14 protein-coding genes and 1 rRNA gene are annotated in these 21,634 nt (G+C 74.9%); 11 read left to right on the top strand and 4 right to left on the bottom strand.

The window, feature by feature from the left end; all coding sequences use genetic code 11:
- Positions 1 to 75 (top strand): 5S ribosomal RNA (rrf, locus tag AC1WTP_RS08445); the annotation flags it as partial.
- Positions 76 to 429: 354 nt separating this feature from the next.
- Positions 430 to 1,140: an NADPH-dependent F420 reductase gene (locus tag AC1WTP_RS08450; RefSeq protein WP_481648658.1), complete on the top strand. Its 711-nt coding sequence runs from the start codon at positions 430 to 432 to the stop codon at positions 1,138 to 1,140.
- A gap of 74 nt (positions 1,141 to 1,214) precedes the next feature.
- Here the strand turns inward: AC1WTP_RS08450 and AC1WTP_RS08455 are convergent, their stop codons facing one another.
- On the bottom strand, positions 1,215 to 3,020 hold the full coding sequence (locus AC1WTP_RS08455; protein ID WP_481648659.1) for a VanW family protein: 1,806 nt from the start codon (positions 3,018 to 3,020) through the stop codon (positions 1,215 to 1,217).
- A 181-nt stretch (positions 3,021 to 3,201) separates the two neighbouring features.
- Between AC1WTP_RS08455 and nudC the strand changes: the two genes are divergently transcribed.
- The gene (gene nudC / locus AC1WTP_RS08460) at positions 3,202 to 4,125 is read left to right on the top strand and encodes an NAD(+) diphosphatase (RefSeq protein WP_481648660.1); all 924 of its coding nucleotides are present in this window, start codon (positions 3,202 to 3,204) and stop codon (positions 4,123 to 4,125) included.
- Between the two features lie 8 nt (positions 4,126 to 4,133).
- Here the strand turns inward: nudC and AC1WTP_RS08465 are convergent, their stop codons facing one another.
- Together AC1WTP_RS08465 and AC1WTP_RS08470 are read right to left on the bottom strand one after the other, a co-directional pair.
- A complete protein-coding gene (locus AC1WTP_RS08465) occupies positions 4,134 to 5,396 on the bottom strand; it encodes an MATE family efflux transporter (RefSeq protein ID WP_481648661.1) in 1,263 nt (420 codons plus the stop codon).
- A complete protein-coding gene (locus AC1WTP_RS08470; RefSeq protein WP_481648662.1) occupies positions 5,393 to 7,612 on the bottom strand; it encodes a hypothetical protein in 2,220 nt (739 codons plus the stop codon). Before AC1WTP_RS08470 ends, AC1WTP_RS08465 begins: the two co-directional genes overlap by 4 nt.
- A gap of 125 nt (positions 7,613 to 7,737) precedes the next feature.
- On the opposite strand from AC1WTP_RS08470, the gene AC1WTP_RS08475 reads away from it, so the two are divergent.
- Positions 7,738 to 9,456, top strand: a complete 1,719-nt coding sequence (locus tag AC1WTP_RS08475) for an MmpA family trehalose lipid delivery protein (RefSeq protein ID WP_481648663.1) — start codon at positions 7,738 to 7,740, stop codon at positions 9,454 to 9,456.
- The gene (locus AC1WTP_RS08480) at positions 9,453 to 9,620 is read left to right on the top strand and encodes a hypothetical protein (RefSeq protein WP_481648664.1); all 168 of its coding nucleotides are present in this window, start codon (positions 9,453 to 9,455) and stop codon (positions 9,618 to 9,620) included. Before AC1WTP_RS08475 ends, AC1WTP_RS08480 begins: the two co-directional genes overlap by 4 nt.
- 57 nt (positions 9,621 to 9,677) lie before the next feature.
- Here AC1WTP_RS08480 and AC1WTP_RS08485 read toward each other — a convergent pair whose 3' ends face one another.
- Positions 9,678 to 10,838 carry a glycosyltransferase family 4 protein gene (locus tag AC1WTP_RS08485; RefSeq protein WP_481648665.1) on the bottom strand — a complete coding sequence of 387 codons (1,161 nt, stop codon included), beginning with the start codon at positions 10,836 to 10,838 and terminating at the stop codon, positions 9,678 to 9,680.
- 256 nt (positions 10,839 to 11,094) lie between these two features.
- Here AC1WTP_RS08485 and AC1WTP_RS08490 point away from each other — a divergent pair, with 256 nt between their 5' ends.
- The 6 genes from AC1WTP_RS08490 (at position 11,095) to AC1WTP_RS08515 (ending at position 21,600) form a co-directional block, all read left to right on the top strand.
- Complete coding sequence (locus tag AC1WTP_RS08490; protein ID WP_481648666.1) at positions 11,095 to 12,759, top strand: substrate-binding domain-containing protein; 1,665 nt, start codon at positions 11,095 to 11,097, stop codon at positions 12,757 to 12,759.
- On the top strand, positions 12,756 to 17,021 hold the full coding sequence (locus tag AC1WTP_RS08495) for an alpha-(1->3)-arabinofuranosyltransferase domain-containing protein (RefSeq protein WP_481648667.1): 4,266 nt from the start codon (positions 12,756 to 12,758) through the stop codon (positions 17,019 to 17,021). Before AC1WTP_RS08490 ends, AC1WTP_RS08495 begins: the two co-directional genes overlap by 4 nt.
- Entirely contained in the window at positions 17,018 to 17,839 is an 822-nt protein-coding gene (locus tag AC1WTP_RS08500; protein WP_481648668.1) for a class I SAM-dependent methyltransferase, read from the top strand. The genes AC1WTP_RS08495 and AC1WTP_RS08500 overlap by 4 nt, the downstream gene beginning before the upstream one ends.
- A 68-nt stretch (positions 17,840 to 17,907) precedes the next feature.
- A complete protein-coding gene (pgfA, locus tag AC1WTP_RS08505) occupies positions 17,908 to 19,050 on the top strand; it encodes a cell envelope lipid trafficking protein PgfA (protein ID WP_481648669.1) in 1,143 nt (380 codons plus the stop codon).
- A gap of 433 nt (positions 19,051 to 19,483) precedes the next feature.
- The gene (locus tag AC1WTP_RS08510; RefSeq protein ID WP_481648670.1) at positions 19,484 to 20,095 is read left to right on the top strand and encodes a DUF6230 family protein; all 612 of its coding nucleotides are present in this window, start codon (positions 19,484 to 19,486) and stop codon (positions 20,093 to 20,095) included.
- Positions 20,096 to 20,175: 80 nt separating this feature from the next.
- Positions 20,176 to 21,600, top strand: coding sequence for a DUF6114 domain-containing protein (locus AC1WTP_RS08515; RefSeq protein WP_481648671.1), 1,425 nt, complete (start codon positions 20,176 to 20,178; stop codon positions 21,598 to 21,600).
- Positions 21,601 to 21,634: the final 34 nt, after the last annotated feature.

Raw genomic sequence — 21,634 nt, forward strand, 5'->3', positions numbered from 1 at the left:
AACCCGGAAGCTAAGCCCTCCAGCGCCGATGGTACTGCACTCGGGAGGGTGTGGGAGAGTAGGACACCGCCGGACAACCTTTCCATTCAGGGCCACCCCGCACGGGGTGGCCCTGAATGCATTCCACCCCTGGAAACCACCAGGACCCCCGAGACCCGAGCGCCGACAATGACAGGCCAGGGCGATGCCCGCGCCGACGCTGACCGCCGGGTATGGACGGAGCGCCACCACGACGAGGGTGTGGCCCGCCGGGCCCCGGCGTAGGCACCAAGCCTGACCGCCCGCAGCTGTGCCCGGCGTAGGGATCAAGCCTGACCGCGAGCAAACACTGCGGCCAACCACCGGGCGATCTCGCGGGGTCCACTCCCACCGGGCGATCTCGCGGGGTCCACTCCCACCGGGCGACCTCGCCGGATCCGCTCCCGCCGGGTGATCCGCCGAATCCACCCCCACCGGGCGGCGCGTCTCGTACCGTCGTGGCGGGGCCCAGCCCCGTCGACGTGGGGAGCGGGTATGAAGATCGGCATCATCGGATCCGGGCACATCGGCGGGACGCTCACCCGCCGCCTTCGCGATCTCGGGCACGACGTCACGGTGGCCAACTCACGCGGCCCGCAAACCCTGAGCCAGCTGGCCCAGGAGACCGGCGCGACGGCCGGCACCATCGAGCAGGCGGCCCGGGACGCGGACCTGGTCGTGGTGGCGGTGCCGCTGAAGGCCGTACCGGACCTGCCGCCCGAACCCTTCGCCGGCAAGGTGGTCGTCGACGCCGACAACTACTACCCCGAGCGGGACGGCGACATCCCGGACCTGCTGGACCGGAGTGTCACGTCCAGCCGGTGGACCGCCGACCACTTCACCGACGCCCGGGTGGTGAAGGCGTTCAACTCGATCATGGCGCAGCACCTGATGGAGTACGGGCGGCCGGCGGGCGAGGCGGGCCGGATCGCGCTGCCGGTGGCCGGCGACGACGCCGCGGCGAAGCGGATGGTGATGGACCTGGTGGACGCCCTGGGCTTCGACCCGGTCGACGGTGGATCGCTGGACGAGAGCTGGCGCCAGCAGCCCGATACCCCCGTCTACGGCGCGGACCTGGACGCGGACGGCGTACGGCAAGGACTGGCGCAGGCACGGCCGTGAGCGCGCGTACGACACAAGGATGCCCCGCCGGGGCGAAGCCGGCGGGGCATCTGCGTGCGTGCGCCCGGCGGGCGTCAGGACGGTTCGGTGCCGCAGATGTAGCGGGGCTCCGCGTCGTAGCGCCAGGTGAACTTCTCCCGCTTGACGACCTTGCCGTCCTTGCGGATGACCCGGTACGCGTCCTGGGTGAAGCCGTCGATGCCGTTCGCCGGGATGCACGACGGGCCCGGCTCCAGGTAGATGGTCTTCGGCTTGGTGATGTTCCGGCGCGGGCTGTACTCGGTCCGCACGCTGTCGTAGATCTTCGTGCTCCAGATCGACACGGTGATCGAGCTGGACGTGTACGACGTGTCGATCAGCACGCCGTGCTCGGTGTTGTTGCGGAACTTGAAGTCCAGGTCCGGCCAGAAGATCGTCGACTCGATGACCGCCGGGTACCGGCTGAACCAGTAGGAGTGCGGCTTGTGCTCGACGTCCTCCAGGCCGGCGTAGTACGTGGCGTTGAACAGCGTGGTGGTGAACTGCGAGGTGCCGCCGCCCACGCCGGGCACCAGCTTGCCGTCCAGGATGACCGGGGCGTCCCGGTAGCCCTGGGCGTAGCCGCGCTCGCCGGTGTGGCCGTTCAGCGAGAAGGTCTCGCCGGGCAGCACCACGGTGCCGTCCACGTCCTTGGCGATGGTGATGATGTTCTGGCTCCGCGGCGAGGAGAGGCCGCCGGTGAACCGGGTGGTGAACGTGGAAACCTTCTCCTTGATCCCCAGCCCGCCCAGCTTCTCCGCGGTCAGCTCCGGCTGCGCCGGCTTCAGCTCGCCGGTGACCTCCCGGCCGTCGGTCTTCGGCAGGACCGCGAGCAGGTCCCGGGCGAGCGCCGCGCTGTCCAGCTGCTGCCCGGGCCGACCGTTGTCGACCACCTTCGGCTTGCCGCCGGAGATCGCCATCCGGGCGTCCTTCGGCGGCGCCTCGATCGCCGCCAGGTCGTCCCCCAGCGCCGCGCGCAGCCGCTTCACGTCCACCTGCGGGGTCAGCGTGCCGGCCTTGTCGGCGGTGAACCGCAGGCTCTTCGCGATCGCCTTCGGCGGAATGGTGACCGAGCCCTTGTCGGTGGTGATCTTCACCGGCGCGGCCACGGCCGGCTTCGCCAGCTCGGCGACCAGCCGGTCCACCTCCTCGGCGCTGGTCGCCGGGTGCGTCTCGACCAGCGGGACGGTGACCGGCTGCCCGCTCAGCCACCCCTGGCGCACCGCCTCGGCGGAGCGCTCCGGGTCGAGCGCCAGGCTCGGCTTCGGGTGGACCGCCTTGGGCGTGGTGCCGGAGAAGGTGATCGCCGGCATGGTCATCTTCCGGCCCTGGTCGCCGACGACCGTGTCGAGCGCGGCGTCGAGCCGGGCCACGTCGACCGTGACCACCGGCGGGACCGTGCGGTTGCCGACCAGCCGGTCGACCGGGTGCGCCCGGGCCTCGGCCGCCGCCGCCACGGTCGCGTCCACGTCGACCGCGAGGCCGACGTCGGCCGGGTTGAGCTCGGCGGTCCGCTCGCCCACCCGTACCGGCAGTGGCGCGGCGAACTCGGCGGCGCGGCGGTCCAGTTCGGCGCGGAGCTCCCGGGCCGCGTCCGCCCGGCTCCGGCCGCCCAGCTCCGCGCCGAGCACCGTGGTGCCGCGCGGCACGTCACCGGCGTACGCGTAGGCGCCGACGCCGGCCACCGAGGCCAGCACCGCGGTGGTGACCCCGGCGGCGAGCAGCATCCGGATCCGGCGCCGCCGTGGCGGCCCGCCCGCGGGGCCGCCGGCCGCCGGCTCGTCACCGGGCCAGCTGACCGCGGTGACCTGGACGGTGGGCCGGTCGTCGGCAGGTGGAAGTTTCTCGCCGTACAGCGTCACAGCAACCTCGATCGGGACGTGCCACGCGGGGAGCGTTCCCCCAGAAGACACCTACGGTAGCCAACGGCCGGGCGGTGGGGAGTCTGCGCCCCGGGTCCGCCGGCACCGCGTGTCGCGCCGGCGTGTCGCCGGGCCCCCGCCCGGTGCGCGGGCCCGACGGCGGGCGTGACACGGTATGGGCATGCGGGCGGACGAGGTGGTCCTGGCGTACGGCGGCGGCTGGCTGGACCGGGCGGGGTCGCTGCGCACCGATCCGGACCGGATCGCCGCCCTGCTGACCGATCCGAAGACCGGCGTGCTGCCGCTGTGGCGGGACCGCAGCCTGGTCGCGGCCGACGAGGCGCCGGTGCGGCTGACCGCCGAGCGGGCCGCCGGGGTGCTCGCCGCCGCCGACGAGACGGTCTTCCTCGGCCTGGACGGTGCCGCCGCGCTCTTCGCCGTCGACCTCTCCGGCCAACCCGAGGCGGAGGCGGTCCGGCTGGCCGGGGCGGCCTCGGCGGTCGACGTGCGGGCGCTGGTGGGCCGGCTCGGCCCGGCCGAGGCGTCCGCGCAGGCGTACGCGCGGGGCCTGCTGCACTGGCACCGGCAGCAGCGCCACTGCGGCAGCTGCGGCGCGCGGACCACGCCCCGCGACGGTGGGCACGTCCGCTCCTGCGCCGGCCCCCGCTGCGGGCGGCTGCTCTTCCCCCGGATCGAACCGGCGGTCATCGTGCTGGTCGAGGCGCCCGGCACCCCGGACCGCTGCCTGCTGGCCCGGCACCGCGGCGCGCCGGAGGGGGCGTACTCGACGCTCGCCGGGTTCGTCGAGGTGGGCGAGAGCCTGGAGGACGCGGTCCGGCGGGAGATGGCCGAGGAGGCCGGGGTGACGGTGACCGACCTGGCGTACCAGGGGTCGCAGGCGTGGCCCTTCCCGGCCGGGCTGATGGTCGGCTTCCGGGCCACCGCCGCCTCCGAGGCGGTGCGGGTCGACGGGGAGGAACTGGTGGAGGCGCGCTGGTTCACCCGGGACGAGCTGCGGGCGCGGGCGGCCGCGGGTCGGCCGCTCGGCCGGCCCGACTCGATCGACCACCACCTGCTCGGTTCCTGGCTGGCCGCCGGCGACTGAGCCGCCGGTCAGCGGCGTCCGGGCCGCAACGCCAGCCAGGCCATCGCGACCGCGGTCCCGCCGGCGGTGACCAGCGCGGTGGTGAGCACCCCCTCGACCGTGCGGGGCGCGACCAGCAGAGCCACTCCGGCCAGGCCCGCGGTGGCCACCCAGAGCGGCGCGGCCGGCCACCGGCCGCCCGCCGCCACCCGGTCGTTCACCAGCATGAACACCACGGCGTAGAGGGCGCCGGTGGCGGCGAAGAGCGGCGCCTCGCCGGCCAGGTGCAGGTAGTCCGAGCCGCCGGCCAGGTGGAAGGCCAGCTCGCCGGCGACCGCGGCGGCGGTCACCAGCACCGCCCCGCAGGCCAGGATGACCGCGAGCGCCAGCGCCCGGGCGCGTCGGTCGCCGCGGGCCAGCCGGGGCAGCACCAGCAGGGTGACCACCTGGGGGGCCCAGAGCGCTCCCTTGGTGAGCACGGAGCCGACCGCGTACCCGCCGGAGCCGTCGGGAGGCAGCAGTTGGCGGGCGAGGATCAGGTCGGCGTACGAGATGACGAGCATGGCCAGGGTGGCGCCGCACGCGGTCAGCACGTGCCGGGCGGTCAGGCCGGGATCCCGGGCCGGGCCGGCCGCCGGGGCGCCGGGCCCGGCACCGGTGCCCGGCCTGGCGAGGCGGGCCAGCAGCGGCAGGACGAGGAAACCGGTGAGCGTGCCGAACAGCAGGGCGCCGACCGGCCCCCGGTCGAGGACGAGCCCGACGACCAGCCCGCCGTACCGCCCGGCGGCGAGCGCGGACATCGCCACGGAGAGCCGCAGGAAGCGTTGGTCGCCCTGGAGTTCGCCGAGCCAACGACCGGCCAGCACGGTGGCGAACGTGCTCGCCGCGAGCAGCAGGGTCAGCGCCACCGGCAGCCGCAGCGCCGCGCTGAGCACCGGGGCTGCCGCGAGGGTCACCCCGGCGGTGACCGCGGCGGTGCGCAGGCCCAGCCGCGCCGCGCCGCTGGTTCCCCACCGCGCCCGGTGCGCCGCCACTGCGATCTGCAGGCCGAACCCGGGCACCGCGGCGATGGCGCCGAGCGCCAGCACGGTGGCCAACGCGCCCAGGTCGCCGGCGGTCAACCGGCGGGCGCCGAGCACCGGCACCAGGTAGGCCAGCGCGTTGGTGAGCATGGCCGCGGCGGTGACCGCGACGCCCGCCGCGCCCAGCCGGACCGCCCCGGTGTCCCGGCCGGGGCTGTCGCCACCGCCGGTCGCCGGCGACTCCGCCGTCCGGTGCCCCTCGCTGATCACTCGGGCTTCGGCATCGGGTTGCCGATCGCGATCTCGTTGGTGCAGAGCGTCAGGTCCGTTCCGGTCACGGTCAGCTCCACCGCGTCCCCTCCGCCGCTGATCTCGAAGAACCGTTGGTTCAGCCCCTTCTTGACCGGGAACGTGTGGCTGCCCTGGCCGAGCCGCAGCACGGCGGTGCCGTCGGCGGAACTCAGGTAGCCGATGCGCACGATCCAGAACCAGTCGTCGCGTGGTTGTTCCAGCGGCATCCGCACGGTCTGGCCGGCCGCGACCAGGTAGCCGCAGCCCTCCTGCGGGCCGGGCTTGATGGTGCTGCCGTGGATGGTCGCCACCTGGACCCGGCCGAGGCCGTCCATCACCGAGGCGTTCTCCGTCTCGTGCACGAATTCCGGCCGGGTGCCGGCGGCGGCGAAGAACCGCGACTGGAGGTTGTACGGCCAGGCCAGGTCCGGCACCACCTCGTTCGGGACCGGGGTGTCGAAGAAGACCGTGCCGGGCGGGGCGCTGGCCAGCTCGATCCGGGCGGTGTCGAGGTAGGAGCGGCCGTACTTCTGGGCCCACTCGTCGCTGTACCGGGAGGTGGTCCAGACCGTCCCGAACATCGCCGCCACCAGGAGCAGCGCGAGACCGGCGGTGACCACCTCGCGGTAGCGCTCGGGCACCGGCCCCAGCCAGTCCGGCGGCGGGGGCGCCGCCGGCCGCTGTCCCGTCGCGTGGCCCGGGGCGCCGGGGGTGGTCCCCGGGTCGCGTCCGGCCGGCGCGTGCGCACCGCCGGCTCCGGCCCTCGCGCCGGTTTGGGGCTCCCGGCCGGGCACCGGCCCGGCCCCGAATTCCGGCCCGGCCGTTGGCCCGGTGGTCGGCTCGGCCGGTGGCGGGGTCTGCTCGGGCTCGGGCGGGGCCTCGGCGTGGATGACGCCGGCGCCCGCGGAGAAGGCCGCGACCGAACGGCGTGCGGCGACCGCGACCGGCTCGCGGGCGGGCTCCGGGTGGGAGTCCTCCGGTCCGGGGGTCGGCTCCGGCGCGGCGTCCCCCGGACCAGCGGCGAGCGACGGGTCCGGAACCGGGCGGGCGATCCCGACGAGCGCGACCCCGACGCAGATCGCGGCGACCACCACGACGTCGCTGACGTAGCGGGGCACGCCGCCGGCGACCCCGCTGAAGACCGAGCCGAGGCGGGTGGCGCCCAGCAGCGCGGCGACGAGGACCAGGTATGTGCCGAGCAGCAGCCAGGCCCGGCCGGCTCCCCGGTCCCGCCGCAGGGTCAGCAGGATCAGGCCGGCGAAGACCGTCCAGGCGATCCAACGGCCCAGCTCGGGCGGTGCGACCACCGGCGCCCCGTCCCCCGCGCCCAGCCAGCCCCACGGACCGCCGAGCAGACCCGGTACGAGGGTGGAGCCGAACAGCTGGACGAGGAACGACAGCACCTCCCCGACCGACTCCGGCTGCCGCAGCGACGACTCGGACCGGTCGAGGTAGACCCCGGCGAACGCGCCGACCAGCGCGGTCAGCACCAGCCAGGACGGCCACCAGCGGCGCAGTGCGGTCAGCACCCCGCGGACCGGCCCGCCCTCGGTGAAGAAGCAGACCGTGAACAGGAAGACCAGCGGTACGACCAGCAGCGCCTTCTCGAAGAAGAGCAGACCGAGCAGGACGGCCAGCACCAGCGACACCAGGTGCCGCAGCCGGCCGGTGCGTACGTACTTGAGCTGGGCGCCGACGGCGAGCACCATGGCCAGCTGCATGGGCAGCATGTTCGCCCCGACCGCCCACCAGGAGGTGGCCTCCAGGGTCAGCGGGCTGAACAGGAACATCCCCAGCGGGACGAGCAGCAGCCGGCTGGGCCGCAGCAGCGTCCGGAGCAGCCGGTAGAAGGCCACGCTGAGCACCGCCTGACCGGCCGCCATCAGCAGCACGTACGGCCAGTAGGTGAGCCCGACCGCGTCGGTGACCAGCCAGGTCAGCAGCCGGCCACCGGGCATGAAGTGGTTGTTGTAGAGGGTGAGCAGGAAGCCCGGGGTGAGGTCCGACTCGGTGGACTGCGTGATCAGCACGTAGTCGTCGGCGGCCAGGAAGCCGCGGGAGGCGATCTGCGCCCGCCACAGCACGCTGATCACGATCATCGCGACACCGATGGACCGGATCGGATCGGTGCGGACCAGCCCACCGGCGCCGGCCTGGTCGCGGGTCGAATCCGTCTCGGGTCCGGTCGATGCCATGGCGGGAAGACTGCCACACCGGCGACCGGTGACCCCATCAGGTCAACGGATGGTTCCGGTGGTCCGCGTACAGTGTCGCCACCAGCGCGGCGGGTGGTCGCGCCCGGCAGTGGTGAGGTCGACGGATGCGCGAACGGCTGGTGCCGCACGCGGTCGCCGCCGCCGTCACGGCGGTGGTGCTCGCACCGCTGGCGCTCCCCGGCTACGTGCTCCGCTACGACATGGTCTTCGTGCCCCGGCAGCCGCTGGGCTGGGAGGTGATCGCCCCGGCCTCGGCGCTGCCCCGGGCGGTGCCGCAGGACGCGGTGGTGGCGCTGGCCAGCCAGCTGGTGCCGGGCTGGCTGCTGCAACGGCTGGTGCTGGTGGCGATCCTGTACCTGGCGGCGCTGGGCGCCGCGCGTTTGGTGCCGACCGAACGGGTCGGGGTGCGGGTGGTGGCCGCGCTCGGGTACGCCTGGACGCCGTACCTCGCCGAGCGGCTGCTCATCGGGCAGTGGGGGCTGCTGGTCGCGTACGCCGCGCTGCCCTGGCTGGTCCGGGCGGCGCTCGGGGTGCGCGCGGGGCGGCCGGGGTCGCTGCCCCGGCTGCTGCTCGCCGCGGCGGCTTCCGCGATCACCCCCACCGGCGGTCTGCTCGCCCTGGTCGCGATCGCGGTGCTGGTGCCGGGCCGGTATCCGCGAGCGGCCAGATCGGCGGCGCTCGCCCTGGGCGCGACGGTGCTGCTGAACGCGCCGTGGCTGGTGGCCGGGCTGGTCAGCGCGGGAACCGGCCGTTCCGACCCGGCCGGGGTGGCGGCGTTCGCCGCCCGCGCCGAGAACTGGGGCGGGCCGCTGGTCGCGCTGGCCGGCACCGGCGGCATCTGGAACGCGCAGACCACCCCCGCCAGCCGGGCCGGGGCGGTGGTGCCGCTGGTCACCGTGCTGCTGTTGGCGGTCGCCGGGTACGGCGTGCCGCTGCTGCGCCGGCGTCTGCCGCCGGCTGCCGTGGTCCGTCTCGGCCTGCTCGCCGCCGGTTCCTGGCTGATGGCGGCGGCCGGCGCGCTGCCCGGCGGGCCGGCCGTGCTCGGCTGGCTGGTCGCCGCCGTCCCGGGCGCCGGCCTGGTCCGGGACGGCCAGAAGCTGCTGATGCCCTTCGCGCTCGCCCTGGCGGTGGCCGGGGCGCTCGGCGCGGAGCGGCTCGCCGACCGGCTGGCGGCCCGCTTCGGCCCGGCCACCGGCCGGGTGCTGCTGGCCGGCGCGGCGCTGCTGCCGGTGGCGCTCCTGCCCGACCTGGCGATCGGTGCCGCGGGCCGGCTGCGCCCGGTGAGCTGGCCGGCGGACTGGGCCGCGGTGGCCCGGTTGGTGGCGGAACGGCCGGGCGAGGTGATCTCGCTGCCGTTCCAGGAGTACCAGCGCTACGCGTGGAACCACGGCCAGGTGGTGATCGATCCCGCCGCGCGCCAGCTGGACGCGCCGGTGCTGATCGACGACACGCTGCGGGTGGGCGGGCTGGCGGTCGCCGGCGAGGACCCGCGGGCCGCCCGGGTGCGGAACCTGCTGGCCACCGGTGCGCCGCTCTCCGCCGCCGGTCCGCGCTGGGTGCTGGTCCAGCGGGCGGCCGGCCCGGCCCCGCCCCCGGCGGCGCTGGCCGGGCTCCGGGCCGTCCACGACGGACCGGAGCTGACCCTCTACGAGAACCCCGCCTGGTCGGCGCCGACCCCGCCGGCTCGGCCCGGGCCGGTCGGGATCGCCCATCTGCTGGCCGGAATGGTGGTGATCGGCATCGGTTGTTCGGCCGCTGCGCGCGGGGGCTACCGCGTGGTAGCGTCCCGGCACGCGAGTCCCGCGGAAGGAGAAGGTGGATGAGGAACCTGCCCGCGTTCGTCGCCGTCGGGGTGCTCGGGGTCGTGCTCGGCCTGCTCGGGAGTGTCGGTCTGGCGAACGTGCTCAGCACGTCCGCCGACGAGGCCGTCACCAGCAACGTCAGTGGCGAGCAGGGCGCCGAGCCTTCGCTGTACGGCACGCGCTGAACCACGACGGACGAGGGGCGCCCGCCTGACGCGGGCGCCCCTCGTCCGTCGCCGTGGTCAGCCGGCCCGGTTCGTCACCTGGGCCACCAGCTGTGCGAAGCGTGCCCCGGTCGCCTCCCAGGTGAAGCGGGCGGCGTGGGTGAACGCCGCCTCGCCCATCGCCTTGCGCCGCACGTCGTCGCCGAGCAGCTCGCGCACCTGGGCGGTGAACTCGGCCTCGTCGTCGACGAGCACGCCGGTCTCGTCGTCGACCATCGCCTCGGCGACCCCGCCGGCGTAGCGGAAGGCCACCGTCGGGGTGCTGCAGGCCGCGGCCTCGACGATGGTCAGCCCCCAGCCCTCCTTCAGCGAGGGGGTGAGCGCGAGCCAGGCGGAGGAGAGCACGGCGTGCTTCTCCTCCTCGCTGATGAAGCCGGTGAACCGGACGTGGCGGGTGATGCCGAGCGATTCGCACAGCTCCCGCAGCGGCTTCTCCCACCACCCCTGACCGGCCACCACCAGCTCCAGCTCGGGTAGCTCGCCGACCAGTTCGGCGACGGTCCGTAGGGCGATCTCCACCCGCTTGTGCGGCACCAGCCGGCCCAGCACCAGCAGTGACGGGTGGGGGGTGCGGGGCAGCGGTGGGCCGTTCACCGGCGGAGTGCCGTTGGGCACCACGTCGATCCGCTCGGCGGCCACCCCCAACTCGGCGAGCTCGGCGCGGCTCGCCTCCGAGACGGTGACGTAGCGGCAGCGCCGGTAGAGCCGCACCGCCAGCCACGACTCGATCCACCAGCCCAACCGGGCCATCAACGGACCGAACACCACCGGCCACTGCTCGCGGTGCACGTGGTGCACCAGCGCGACGACCGGCCGCCCGGCGTAGAGCGGCGCGAAGAACGGCACCCCGTTGCAGACGTCGACGACCAGGTCGGGGCGGCCGAGACCGCGCCGGCCGAGCGGGCCGAGGCCGAACCGGCCGGCGAGGTAGGTCAGCGCCGCCCGGGCGTAGACCGTGTGCCGGCCGCCCCGTCGCAGCACCCGTACCCCGTCGGCGGTGGTGCCGCTCGGACCGGCGTTGCCGTGCGCGGCGCAGAGCAGGGTCACCCGGTGGCCGGCGGCGACCAGTTCGGCGGCGATCCGCTCGATGTAGACCTCGGAGCCGCCGCCTTCCGGGTTGGTGGTGTCGCGCCAGTTGAGGAACAGGACGTGGCGTGAGGGGGTGCCGGAGTTGTCCACGCTGCTCCTACCGGTGAGTAAGTGAGCACGATCGCGCCACCCTAGGGCGGCCCGCCCCGCTCGCGCAATGGGCAGCAACGGCAGCGAAGATCCAATGACAGCGCGTCGTTCGGGGGTTTGCCGGCGACGGAAAACCTTGGCAGGGTGTGCAGCGCCACTGCGTGTGGTGGTTCGGCGCCCCGGTGGCGCGGCCGCCGCCGCGACGACATTTCAACCGTTACCGGATGCCCGGTGAGTGACGAGGAGGTGACCGGCGGTGCTGCGCGACGCGCCGGTGCGCTACCTCTCCAGCCGACCGCCGGTGGTGCTGCTGAGCGCGGCGCTGGCACTGCTCCTGGCGGGCTGGGCGGCGGTCGCGTACGTGCGGGCCGACCGGGGGGTGCCGGAGTGCGCCGAGCGGGTCCGGCTGCGGGTGGCCGCCGCGCCGGTGATCGCGCCGGCCCTGGACCGGATCGCCCGGGCGACCGTCGGCGGGCAGCCCTGCGTGTCGATCGTGGTCGAGGCCCGGGAGTCCGCCGCGGTGGCCGGGGAACTCGCCAACGCCGTCGACGTCGCCGACGCGTGGTTGCCGGAGTCCACGTTCTGGCTGCGTCGGGCCCGGGCCGGCGGCGCCTTCGAGGTGCCGGCGACCGGCACGTCGGTGGCGAGCACGCCCGTGGTGCTGGCGGTCGCCGAGCCGGCCGCGCGCCGGTTGGGCTGGCCGGCGAAGCCGCTGACCTGGGCGTCCCTGATCGGCCCGCGGGCCCAGTCCGCCTCGGTGGCGGTGCCGGACCCGGCGGCCGACCCGACCGGCGTGGCGGCGCTGCTGGGTGTCCGCGCGCTGGCCGCCGACGAACGGGAGCCGGCGGCGGCGGTGGCGGCGACGCTGCGGCGGTTGGCCGGGCGGACGTACGAGGCCGGCGACGGCGGGGGCGGGCTCGTGCCGGGTGGCGGCCTGCCGGCCCGGACGGACGCGGTCGCGGCCACCGAGCAGGCGGTGCTGGAGCACAACGCGCTGGCCGGTGCGGACAAGCTGGTCGCCGCGTACCCCGAGGTCGGCGTGCCGTCGCTCGACCTGCCGTACGCGGTGCTGCCCGCCGCGCGCGGCCACGTCCGGGAGGCCGCCGCGGACTTCCTCGCCAACCTGCTCACGATCGAGTCCCGCGACGCGCTGACCGGGTTCGGCTTCCGGACCGCGGCGGGCTTCCCGCCGGCCATGCCCGACGACGGCCGGCTGCGGGTGGCGGAGTGGCGGCCGGTGCCGCTGCCCGCCGAGGAGACGGTCACCGAGCTGCTCACCGGCTGGAGCGGCGTGCAGCGCAGCGCCCGGATCCTCACCGTCCTGGACATCTCCGGCTCGATGGCCGCGCCGGTGCCCGGCACCGGCGAGACCCGGCTCGGCGCCACCGTCAAGGCGGCCCGCGAGGGCTCCGGCCTGCTGCTGGACAGCAGCGAACTCGGGATCTGGGTCTTCGCCACGAAGGTGGACGGCGACCGGGACTACCGCGAGATCCTGCCGGTGGCGCCGCTGCGGGGCCAGCGGCAGCGGCTGGCCGAGCGGCTGGCCGCCGTGCGGGTGAAGCCGCAGGGCGGCACCGGGCTGTACGACACCACCCTGGCCGCGTACCGGGAGGCGCGGCGGCACTGGACGCCCGGCCGGATCAACCTGGTGCTGGTGATGACCGACGGCCGGAACGAGGACGAGGAGAGCATCGGCCGGGCGAAGTTCCTGGCCGAGCTGGCCAAGTTGCAGGATCCTCGCCGCCCGCTGCCGATCGTCTTCATCGGCCTCGGCAAGGACGTCGACCCGGACGAGCTGACCGCCATCGCGGACGCCACCGGGGGACGGGTGTTCCGCGCCGAGCAGCCCAGCGGCATCCGGCAGATCTTCTTCTCCGCGCTCGCCGACCTCAGCTGCCTGCCCCCGGAGTGCCGCCGATGATCCGGCCGCGGCTCCCCCGGCCGGTGCGTGCGGCGCCCGGCACCGTCCTGTCCCTGGTGCTGCTCACCGTGATCGCCTTCGTCCAGCGGCCCGGCCAGGTCACCTTCGACACCAAGCTGGATCTGGCCGCGAACCCGCTGCACTTCATGGCCCGGGCGCTGCACCTGTGGAACCCGGAGGCGACCTCCGGCGAGCTGCAGAACCAGGCGTACGGGTATCTCTTCCCGATGGGCCCGTTCTTCGCCGCGGGCCAGCTGCTGCACGTACCGCCGTGGATCACCCAGCGGTTGTGGACCGCACTGGTGCTGGTCGCGGCGTTCTACGGGCTGCTCCAGGTGGCCCGGGCGCTGCGGATCGGCACCGAACCGACCCGGTACGCGGCCGCGCTCGGCTACGCGCTGGCGCCGCGGATGCTCACCGAGATCGGCGCGCTCTCCTCGGAGACCCTCGCCGCGGCGATGCTGCCCTGGGTGCTGCTGCCGCTGGTGCTGGTGCGCCGGCTCGGCTCGCCGCGCCGGGCCGCCGCGCTGTCGGCGCTGGCCGTGCTCGCCATGGGCGGGATCAACGCGGCGGTGGTGCTGCTGGCGCTGCTGCTGCCCGGAGTCTGGCTGCTCACCCGCCGGTGGGACCGCGAGCACCTGCGCCTGGTCGGCTGGTGGTGCCTCTGCGTCGTCGGCGTCTGCCTGTGGTGGATCGTGCCGCTGCTGCTGCTCGGCGAGTACAGCCTGCCGTTCCTGGACTACATCGAGTCGTCCACCACGACCACCGCTGTCGCCTCGCTCTTCCAGGCCGTCCGGGGCACCAACCAGTGGGTGGCGTACATCGTCCAGGGCGACCCGTGGTGGCCGGCGGGCTGGCTGCTGATCGACAACCCGGTGCTGATGGCGCTCACCGCGGTGGTGGCGCTCGTCGGGCTGGCCGGACTCGCCGGCAACCTGCTGCCCGAGCGGCGCTTCCTGGTGCTCGGCTTCCTGGCCGGGCTGACCCTGCTGACCATGGGCTACGTCGGCAGCCTGGACAGCCCGCTCTCCGGCCCGGTCCGGGAGCTGCTGGACGGCCCGCTGGCCCCGTTCCGCAACGTGCACAAGCTGGACCCGGTGCTGCGGCTGCCGCTGATGCTCGGCTTCGCGCACGGCGTCGACGCGGTGGCCACCCGCCTGCACACCGCCGCCGCCCGGCGCCGCCCCCGCCTCCGGCTGCGACCGCTGGTGTTCGTACCGGTGCTGCTGCTGGTCCTGGGCGCGGCCGCGCCGGCCTGGCTGGGTCAGCTGCGGCCGGGGCCGGGCTGGTCGGACCTGCCGCCGCACTGGCGGTCGGCGGCGACCTGGCTCGCCGACCGGGACGCGCTGGCCCGCACGCTGGTGGTGCCCGGTTCCGGCTTCGGCCAGTACGAGTGGGGACGCACGGTCGACGAGCCGCTCCAGGCCCTCGCCGGGGCGCCCTGGGCGGTCCGGCACCAGATTCCGCTCGGCTCGGCCGGCAACACCCGGATGATGGACACCGTCGAGAGCGTGCTTGCCGGCGGCCGGGGTTCGGCCGGGCTGGCCGACTTCCTGGCCCGCGCCGGTTTCCGGCACGTGCTGCTCCGCAACGACCTCGACCGCACCCAGGTGGACGCGCCGCCGGTGGGGCTGCTGCGCCGCGCGCTGGCCGGGTCACCGGGCATCGCGCGGGTGGCCACCTTCGGCCGCACCACCACGTTCGGGACGACGCCGGGCAGCCCGGTGGACGACGGCGCCGGACCGCTGCCGGCGGTCGAGGTGTACGAGGTGCAACGCCCGGTGCCGGCCACCTCGGCGGTGCTCGCCGAGGACGTGCCGACGGTCAGCGGCGGCCCCGAATCGCTGCTGCCCCTGCTGGAGCAGGGGCTGGTGGAGCGGGGCCGGCCGGTGGTGCTGGCCGGGGACCGGCCGGCGGGCGGGGACGACGGTGGCGCGGCCGTGGGCGGGGAGTGGATCGTCACCGACGGGCTGCGCCGCCGGGAACGCGACATCGGCCGGGTCCGGGACAACCTCAGCCAGACGCTGACCGCGACCGAGGCCGGCCGGCAGGGCCGGGTCGCCCTCGACGTACTGCCGTTCTCCGGCCGGCGGCACCAGACCGTCGCCACCTACCAGGGCGTACGCGAGGTCACCGCCTCCACCGCGACCAGCTTCGTGGACAACCTCGCGCCCGCGGACCCGTCGCACCTGCCGTTCGCCGCCGTGGACGGCGAGTACGCCACCGCCTGGCACTCGGCGCCGCTGGCCGGGCCGGTCGGGCAGTGGCTCCAGGTGGACCTGGACACCCCGCGTGAGGTCGACCGGGTCTCGCTGGCGTTCGTCGACGACCTCGGGGTGGGCTGGCCGGTGACCCGGTTCCGGATCACCACCGACCGGGGCTCGGTGGAGCACGAGGTGGCCCAGACGCTCGGCGCGCACTCGTACTACACGCTGCCCGGGTCGACCGGTCGGGTCCGGGTGACGGTGCTGGCCGTGGCGGGGCAGCGGCTCGACGGCGGGGTCGGCATCCGGGAACTGACCATCCCGGGCACCACCGCACGGCGGGCGCTGCGCACCCCGACGGACCTGCCGAACGGTTTCGTCGGGCCGGTGTCCTGGTCGTTCAGCCGCAGCTCGGTCGACCGGCCGGCCTGCTACCCGGTCTCCGCCGACCCCGGCTCGGACGCGGCGAGCGGGTCCGGCGGCGGCAGCGGCACCCGGCCGGCCGGCTCGGTCGTCCGGTGCGACCGCTTCCTTGCCCGCGCCGGGGAGGAGCCGCGCGGCATCGACCGGCTCTTCCGCAGCCCGGCCGCCGGCAGCTACCGGCTCGCCCTCACCGCCGTGCCCCGTCCCGGCGGGCAGTTGACGCTGGACGAGGTGCCGGTGACGGCCGCCGCCTCGTCCTACCTGAGCGGTGATCCGGCGGTGGCCGGGTACGCGGCGGTGGACGGCGACCCGGGTACCGCCTGGCTGGCCGACATCGGCGACCTGAGCCCCACCCTGCGGTTGCGCTGGTCCGGGCAGCGCAGGATCGGCGAGCTGCGCCTGGCCGCCGCCGAGTCGCCGGTCGGCTCGGCGCCCACCCGGGTGGAGGTGCGCACGCCGGGACGGAGCCGGGAGCTGCCGGTGGGTCCGGACGGCACGGTCCGCTTCCCGGCCGTCCGGACGGACCGGATCGAGATCGTGGTGCGTGAGACGGCCGGGCGGATCGCCGACCGGCGGGGCAACGGCTGGACCGCCACCGCGGGCATCGCCGAGGTGGCGATCCCGGCCCTGGCGGACCTGCTCCGCCCGCTCGCCGGGGGCACCCCCGTGGTCGAGCGGTGCGGCACCGGCCCCGCCGTCGAGCTGGCCGGGTACCGCTACGACACCGAGGTGCGCACCACTCTCGGGGACGTGCTGGCCGGCCGGCCGGTGCCGGTGACCGTCTGCGGCGCCACCGGTGCGGCGGTCGACCTGCCGGCCGGCGGCCACCGGCTGGCGACCTCGCCGTCGGCCGGCTTCCTCGTGCAGGACGCCACGCTGCGGCCGGCCGCCGCCGCTGCCGCGCCCCGGAACCGCGAGGTGACCGTGCTCGACTGGCACCCGACCGACCGTCGGGTCCGGGTCGCCGCGGGTGCCGCGGCGCTGCTGGTGGTGCCGGAGAACGCGAACCCGGGGTGGACGGCCACCGTGGCCGGCCGGCCGTTGACGCCTACCCGGGTGGACGGTTGGCAACAGGCCTGGCTGCTGCCGGCCGGGGAAGCCGCCGAGGTGCGACTCGCCTTCGCGCCGGACCGCACGTACCGGACCGGGCTGGGCGTCGGTGCGCTGACCGCGCTGGCGGTGCTGCTGCTCGCCGCCGTACCGGTCCGCCGGCGCGTCACCGCCGACGTCGGGACACCGGCGGAGGGTCCGGCGTGGACGGTCGGCGTGGTACTGGTCGTGCTGCTCGCCGCGTTGGGCGGGGTGCTGCCGGTGGCGATCGTGCTGGCCGCCATGCTGCTGCGGCAGTTCGCGGTGCGGGCGCTGCCGGTGGTGGTGCTCGGCGGGCTGAGCGTCGCCACGGCGGTCGCGGTGGCCGGGCGGTTGCAGGGCCACGGCCAGGAGTGGACGTACGGCACGTGGGTGCAGGCGGCGATGCTCGTCGCGATCGGCGCGGTGGTCGCGGCGGTGGTGCCGGTGCCGGGCACGCCGCCGGCCGTCCCGGCCCGGCCGACGGACGCCGCCGACGAGCGGCACGACGATCAGGCGGGCGATCCGCCGAGCGACCAGGACGAGAACGGGACGGTGGCGCGATGAGCGCAGCACACGAGGGGGCGGCCGGTCGGGCGGCCCGGCGGCGGTTCGCCACGCTGGGCCGTTCGGTGGCCCTGTTCCGGGCGTTCCTGGTCGAGCAGACCGATCCGGACCGGTTCTACGGACTGCTGGCCGAGGACTCGGTCCGCCAGGTCGCCGGTTACACGGCGCTCGCCGGGCGGACCGTGCTCGACGTCGGCGGCGGCCCGGGTTACTTCGCCGCCGCCTTCCGCGCGGCCGGGGCCTGCTACGTCGGGCTCGACCCGGACGTCGGCGACTTCTCTGCCGCCGGCGAGTCCGCCGGCATGCTGCGCGGCAGCGGCACCGCGCTGCCCGTGCGCACCGCCGGCGTGGACGTGGCCTTCTCGTCCAACGTGCTGGAACACGTCTCGGCGCCCGAGCGCATGCTGGACGAGATGGTCCGGGTCACCCGCCCCGGTGGTCTCCTCTTCGTGTCGTTCACGCCCTGGCTCTCGCCGTGGGGCGGCCACGAGACGGCGCCCTGGCACTACCTCGGCGGCGACCGGGCCCGGCGCCGCTACCAGCGCAAGACGGGCCGGCCGCCGAAGAACCGCTACCGCGAGACGCTCTTCCCCACCTCGATCGGCGACACGCTGCGCTGGGCCCGGGGCTGCGACGGGGTCGAGGTGCTGGACGCCCTGCCCCGCTACCACCCGTGGTGGGGCCGGTGGGTCATCCGGCTGCCCGGGGTCCGGGAGATCGCGGCGTGGAACTTCCTGCTCGTCCTGCGGCGGACCGGCGCGGAACCGGCCGCTGCGGCCGAAAAAACAGAACTGACCGGGGGTCGCGTTGCTATGTGACCAAGTAGTAACCTCGCGGCCACATCTCTGATCGACAGCGGCGAAACTAGCTCCTCCAGGGAGGAATCATGAAGCACCGCGCCATAGGTGCCGTGCTGTTCGGTGGCGGCGTACTGCTCCTGGCGCTGGCCGCCGGATTGGTGTTCGTCGTCAAACCCGCGATGACCAAGCTGCCCTACGATCTGGAACCCTCGACGTCCGTCGCCGAGGCGAAGGGTGCGACCTTCCTCCAGATCAGCAGCGGCCAGATCAAGATCAACCAGGGTGACCTCCGGTCCACCGTCCTGGTCACGCCGAACCGGAAGCAGACCGCCAGCCTCACCGGCAACCTCGAGGACGACACGGTGGTCTGGACGGTCGGCCAGACCGTCGACTGGACCCAGACCAAGGAGCTGGTCAGCGCGTACGGTGCCGAGCTGGCGCTGGACCGGGTCTCCGGAGCGGCGGTCGACTGGGAGGGCCAGTTCCTCGACGACACCGGGACGCGGGAGAAGGTGGCGTTCGCCGGCCAGGTCTACAAGTTCCCGTTCGGCACCGAGAAGCGGAACTACGACATCTTCGACCGTGACCTGCGGCAGGCGCGGCCGGCCGAGTTCAAGGGGACCGAGGACGTCAAGGGTCTCGAGGCGTACAAGTTCGAGCAGGTGATCACCGACCAGGAGCTCAACCTCGCCGCCGACCGGGTCGGGCTGCTGCTCGGGGCGCTCGCCCCCGGCGCGACCCAGGGGAAGATCACCTACAGCAACACCCGGACGGTCTGGGTCGACCCGGTCACCGGGTCGTACGTGAACGTGCGCGAGGTGCAGCGCAAGACCCTGGTGCCCGACGTCGGCTCCCCGGTGACCCTGCTGGACGCGGACTTCAGCTACAACGACGCCACCGTCACGGCGTCGGTCGACCGGGCCAAGGACAGCCGGAGCCAGCTCACCATCCTCGGGCTGTACGCCCCCATCGGGCTGGCCGTGCTCGGCCTGCTGCTGATGATCGGTGGCCTGCTGGTGGCCCGCCGGGGCGCGGCCGCGCCGGCGGCCGAGGCGCGTCACCGGGTGGACACCGCGCCGACCCGGGTGGACCAGCCGGCGGTGCGCGACGACGACCGGGAGGGTGGGCCGCTCAGCGACGAGATCCCGCCCGCCTCGACCAACTGGAGGTCCGACGACCCCACGGTGCCGATCCAGCGTCCGGCACAGGACGAGGTCGAGAAGCGCTGACGCCAGCGCGGCAACGCCGCGGGGTGGACCGGTTTCCGGCCCACCCCGCGGCGTTTTTGTGCCGGTCGCCCGGGTTTCCCGGCGGCGACAGGTCCGCGGGCCGACAGTCCCGCGACCGCCACTTTACATCCGTTACCTTATTGTAATCGGTCAATGAGGAGCTACGGAGTGTGGTGGTGCCGAGATCCTGTGCCGGCTTTGGTGTCGTATCGGATGATCCCCGGGCTGCCAGCATTGACGTTCCGTCATCGCGCCACCTCGGCTCGTCGCCTCCGTGTTACCGGCAGGTAGCCCGGGCCTTGTGACCTACGCCGCCGTAGGTGCACCATCATCGGCACGCTCGTTACCCGCCGGTAGCAGAGCGGGGCCCGGTGCGGGGCCCCCTCACCTCCGCCGGCCGGCCACCGCCGCGACACCCCCCGAGGAGGAGCACGTGCAGGATCGGATCGAGAACCCGGGTCGTACCCGGTGGCGGCGCTTCGCCGCCATGATGGTGCCCGCGACGGCCGTCGCCGGCGCGATCGTCTTCGGCATGGCCAACGGGGCGATCGCCGCCTCGTTCGCCGTCTCCGGCCAGACGTTCAAGGTCTCCGCCTCGGAACTGCGCGGCGAGGGCTTCGTCCAGTACGGCGGCGTCGTCGAGGAGTCGGACGGCACCCGGCACCCGGTGGCCGTCTCCGGCATCCGCAACGCCAAGCTCTACGACCTCTGCCAGTCGGTGAAGGTGCCGGGCGCGCCGGTGGTGCTCACCATCAACGCCGGTGGCGGCGGCAAGCCCGCCGTGGCCAGCGGCCTGCTCATCGACATGGACTCGCTGCAGGGCGACGCCGAGTTCAAGAACATCAACATCGGGCAGGACGCCGCCACGCTCAAGGGCGGCCCGGAGGGCGCCAAGGGCGACAGGAAGGCGTTCGGGCAGCAGTCCGACACCATCGTCATCAAGGACCTGAAGCAGGTGGCCCGCTCCACCCACGCCGGCACCTTCACCCTCACCGGCCTCGACCTGCGGGTGAACGTCGGCGCGAACGCCAAGGAATGTTTCTGAGCTGACCCCGGGCCCGCGGCGGGCGTCCGCCGCGGGCCCGTTCCCCGCCGCAATTTCCTCAGCCCTGGCAGGAGGCGTACGTGACAACCGCCGAACCGCAGCCCGCCCGGCCCGGCCGGCTCAGCGAGGCGTGGCGCCGGTTCCGCCGTTGGCGGCGGGCCCGGCCCTTCTGGGGCGGCCTGCTGACCGCGCTGGCCGGCCTGGAGATCTTCGGCACCACCCAGATGTCGCTGGGCGGTCTCTCCTTCCAGATGGGACCGACCGGCTTTCTCTCCTGGCTGATCCCCACCATCCTGGTGGCCTGCGGCCTGCTGATGTGGTTCAGCCCCCAGCAGCGGCTCTTCTATGCCGTCGTCGCCTCGGTGACCGCGGTCTTCTCGCTGATCGGGGTCAACCTCGGCGGCTTCTTCGTCGGCCTGCTGCTCGGCATGGTCGGCGCCGCCCTCGGCTTCGCCTGGGTCCCGGGCACCCGGTCGGCCGGCGACGGGTCGCCCACCCCGGCGGCAGCCGAGCCGCCCGCCGGCGAGCCACCCGCGGACGAGCCGCCCGCGGGCGAGCCGCCCGCGGACGAGCCGGTGGCCGCGGACGGCGCTGCGACCCTGCCGGGGCAACGGGACCCCCGGCTCTACGCGGTGCTGCCGTTGCTGCTCGGGCTCTCCGCCGCGGTGGCGCTCACCGGGCCCGGCTCGGGGGCGGCGCAGGCCGCGTCGCTCGCGGCGCCCGGCCCGGCGCCGGTGGACGCGGCGCCCGCCTGCCCGACCCGGCCGGCGCCGACCGGCACGTCGGGTGGGGCGAAACCGACCCCGACCGCGCCGAGCGCGTCGCCCTCGCCCAGACCGGAGACGAGGTCGGGCGGCAACATCATCACCGACATCCTGGACGGGCTCGGTGACCTGTTCGGCGGGGACGACGACGAGGCGGAGCCCGCGCCGAGCCCGACGCCGACCGGGACGCCCACCGCCCGGCCGAGCGCCACCCCCCGATCCACCACTCCCGGCCGGGCCTGCGCGACGCCGAAGCCCGGCGCCCCCGGCAAGGTCGAGGCGGGCGAGCCACTGCCGCGGATCGCGGCCGAGCCGGGGCAGGCGGTGGTGGCGGCGACGCCCTCGAAGCTGACCGGCTCCAAGGTGACGATGAGCGGCCTGCGTTTCGAGGGGATCGTCGACCTGCCGACCGACGACGGCACGCTCCGGGCGCTGAAGTTCAGCATGGACCGGGCCGTCACCGACGACTTCCTGCTCCGCTCGCCCGGCCCGGCCGGCCGGACCCTGCGCTTCGCCACCAACCAGCTGACCGTCCGCGGCGACGTCGCCTTCTACGCCACCCGCTTCGTCGGGCGGATCCTCGGCATCAAGGTCACGCTCACCCCGGACCTGCCGCTGCCGGACGGCATCCCGATCACGTCGCCGATCCCGATCACGTTCACCGAACCGGCGATGGACCTGGCCTTCGTCACCTGCGACACGCTGACCGCGCGGCCGACGCTCAAGCTCACCCTGGACTGAACTCCCCACCACCGGCTCGCCGAGCCGGCGGCAC

This window comes from Micromonospora sp. R311, assembly GCF_056780015.1.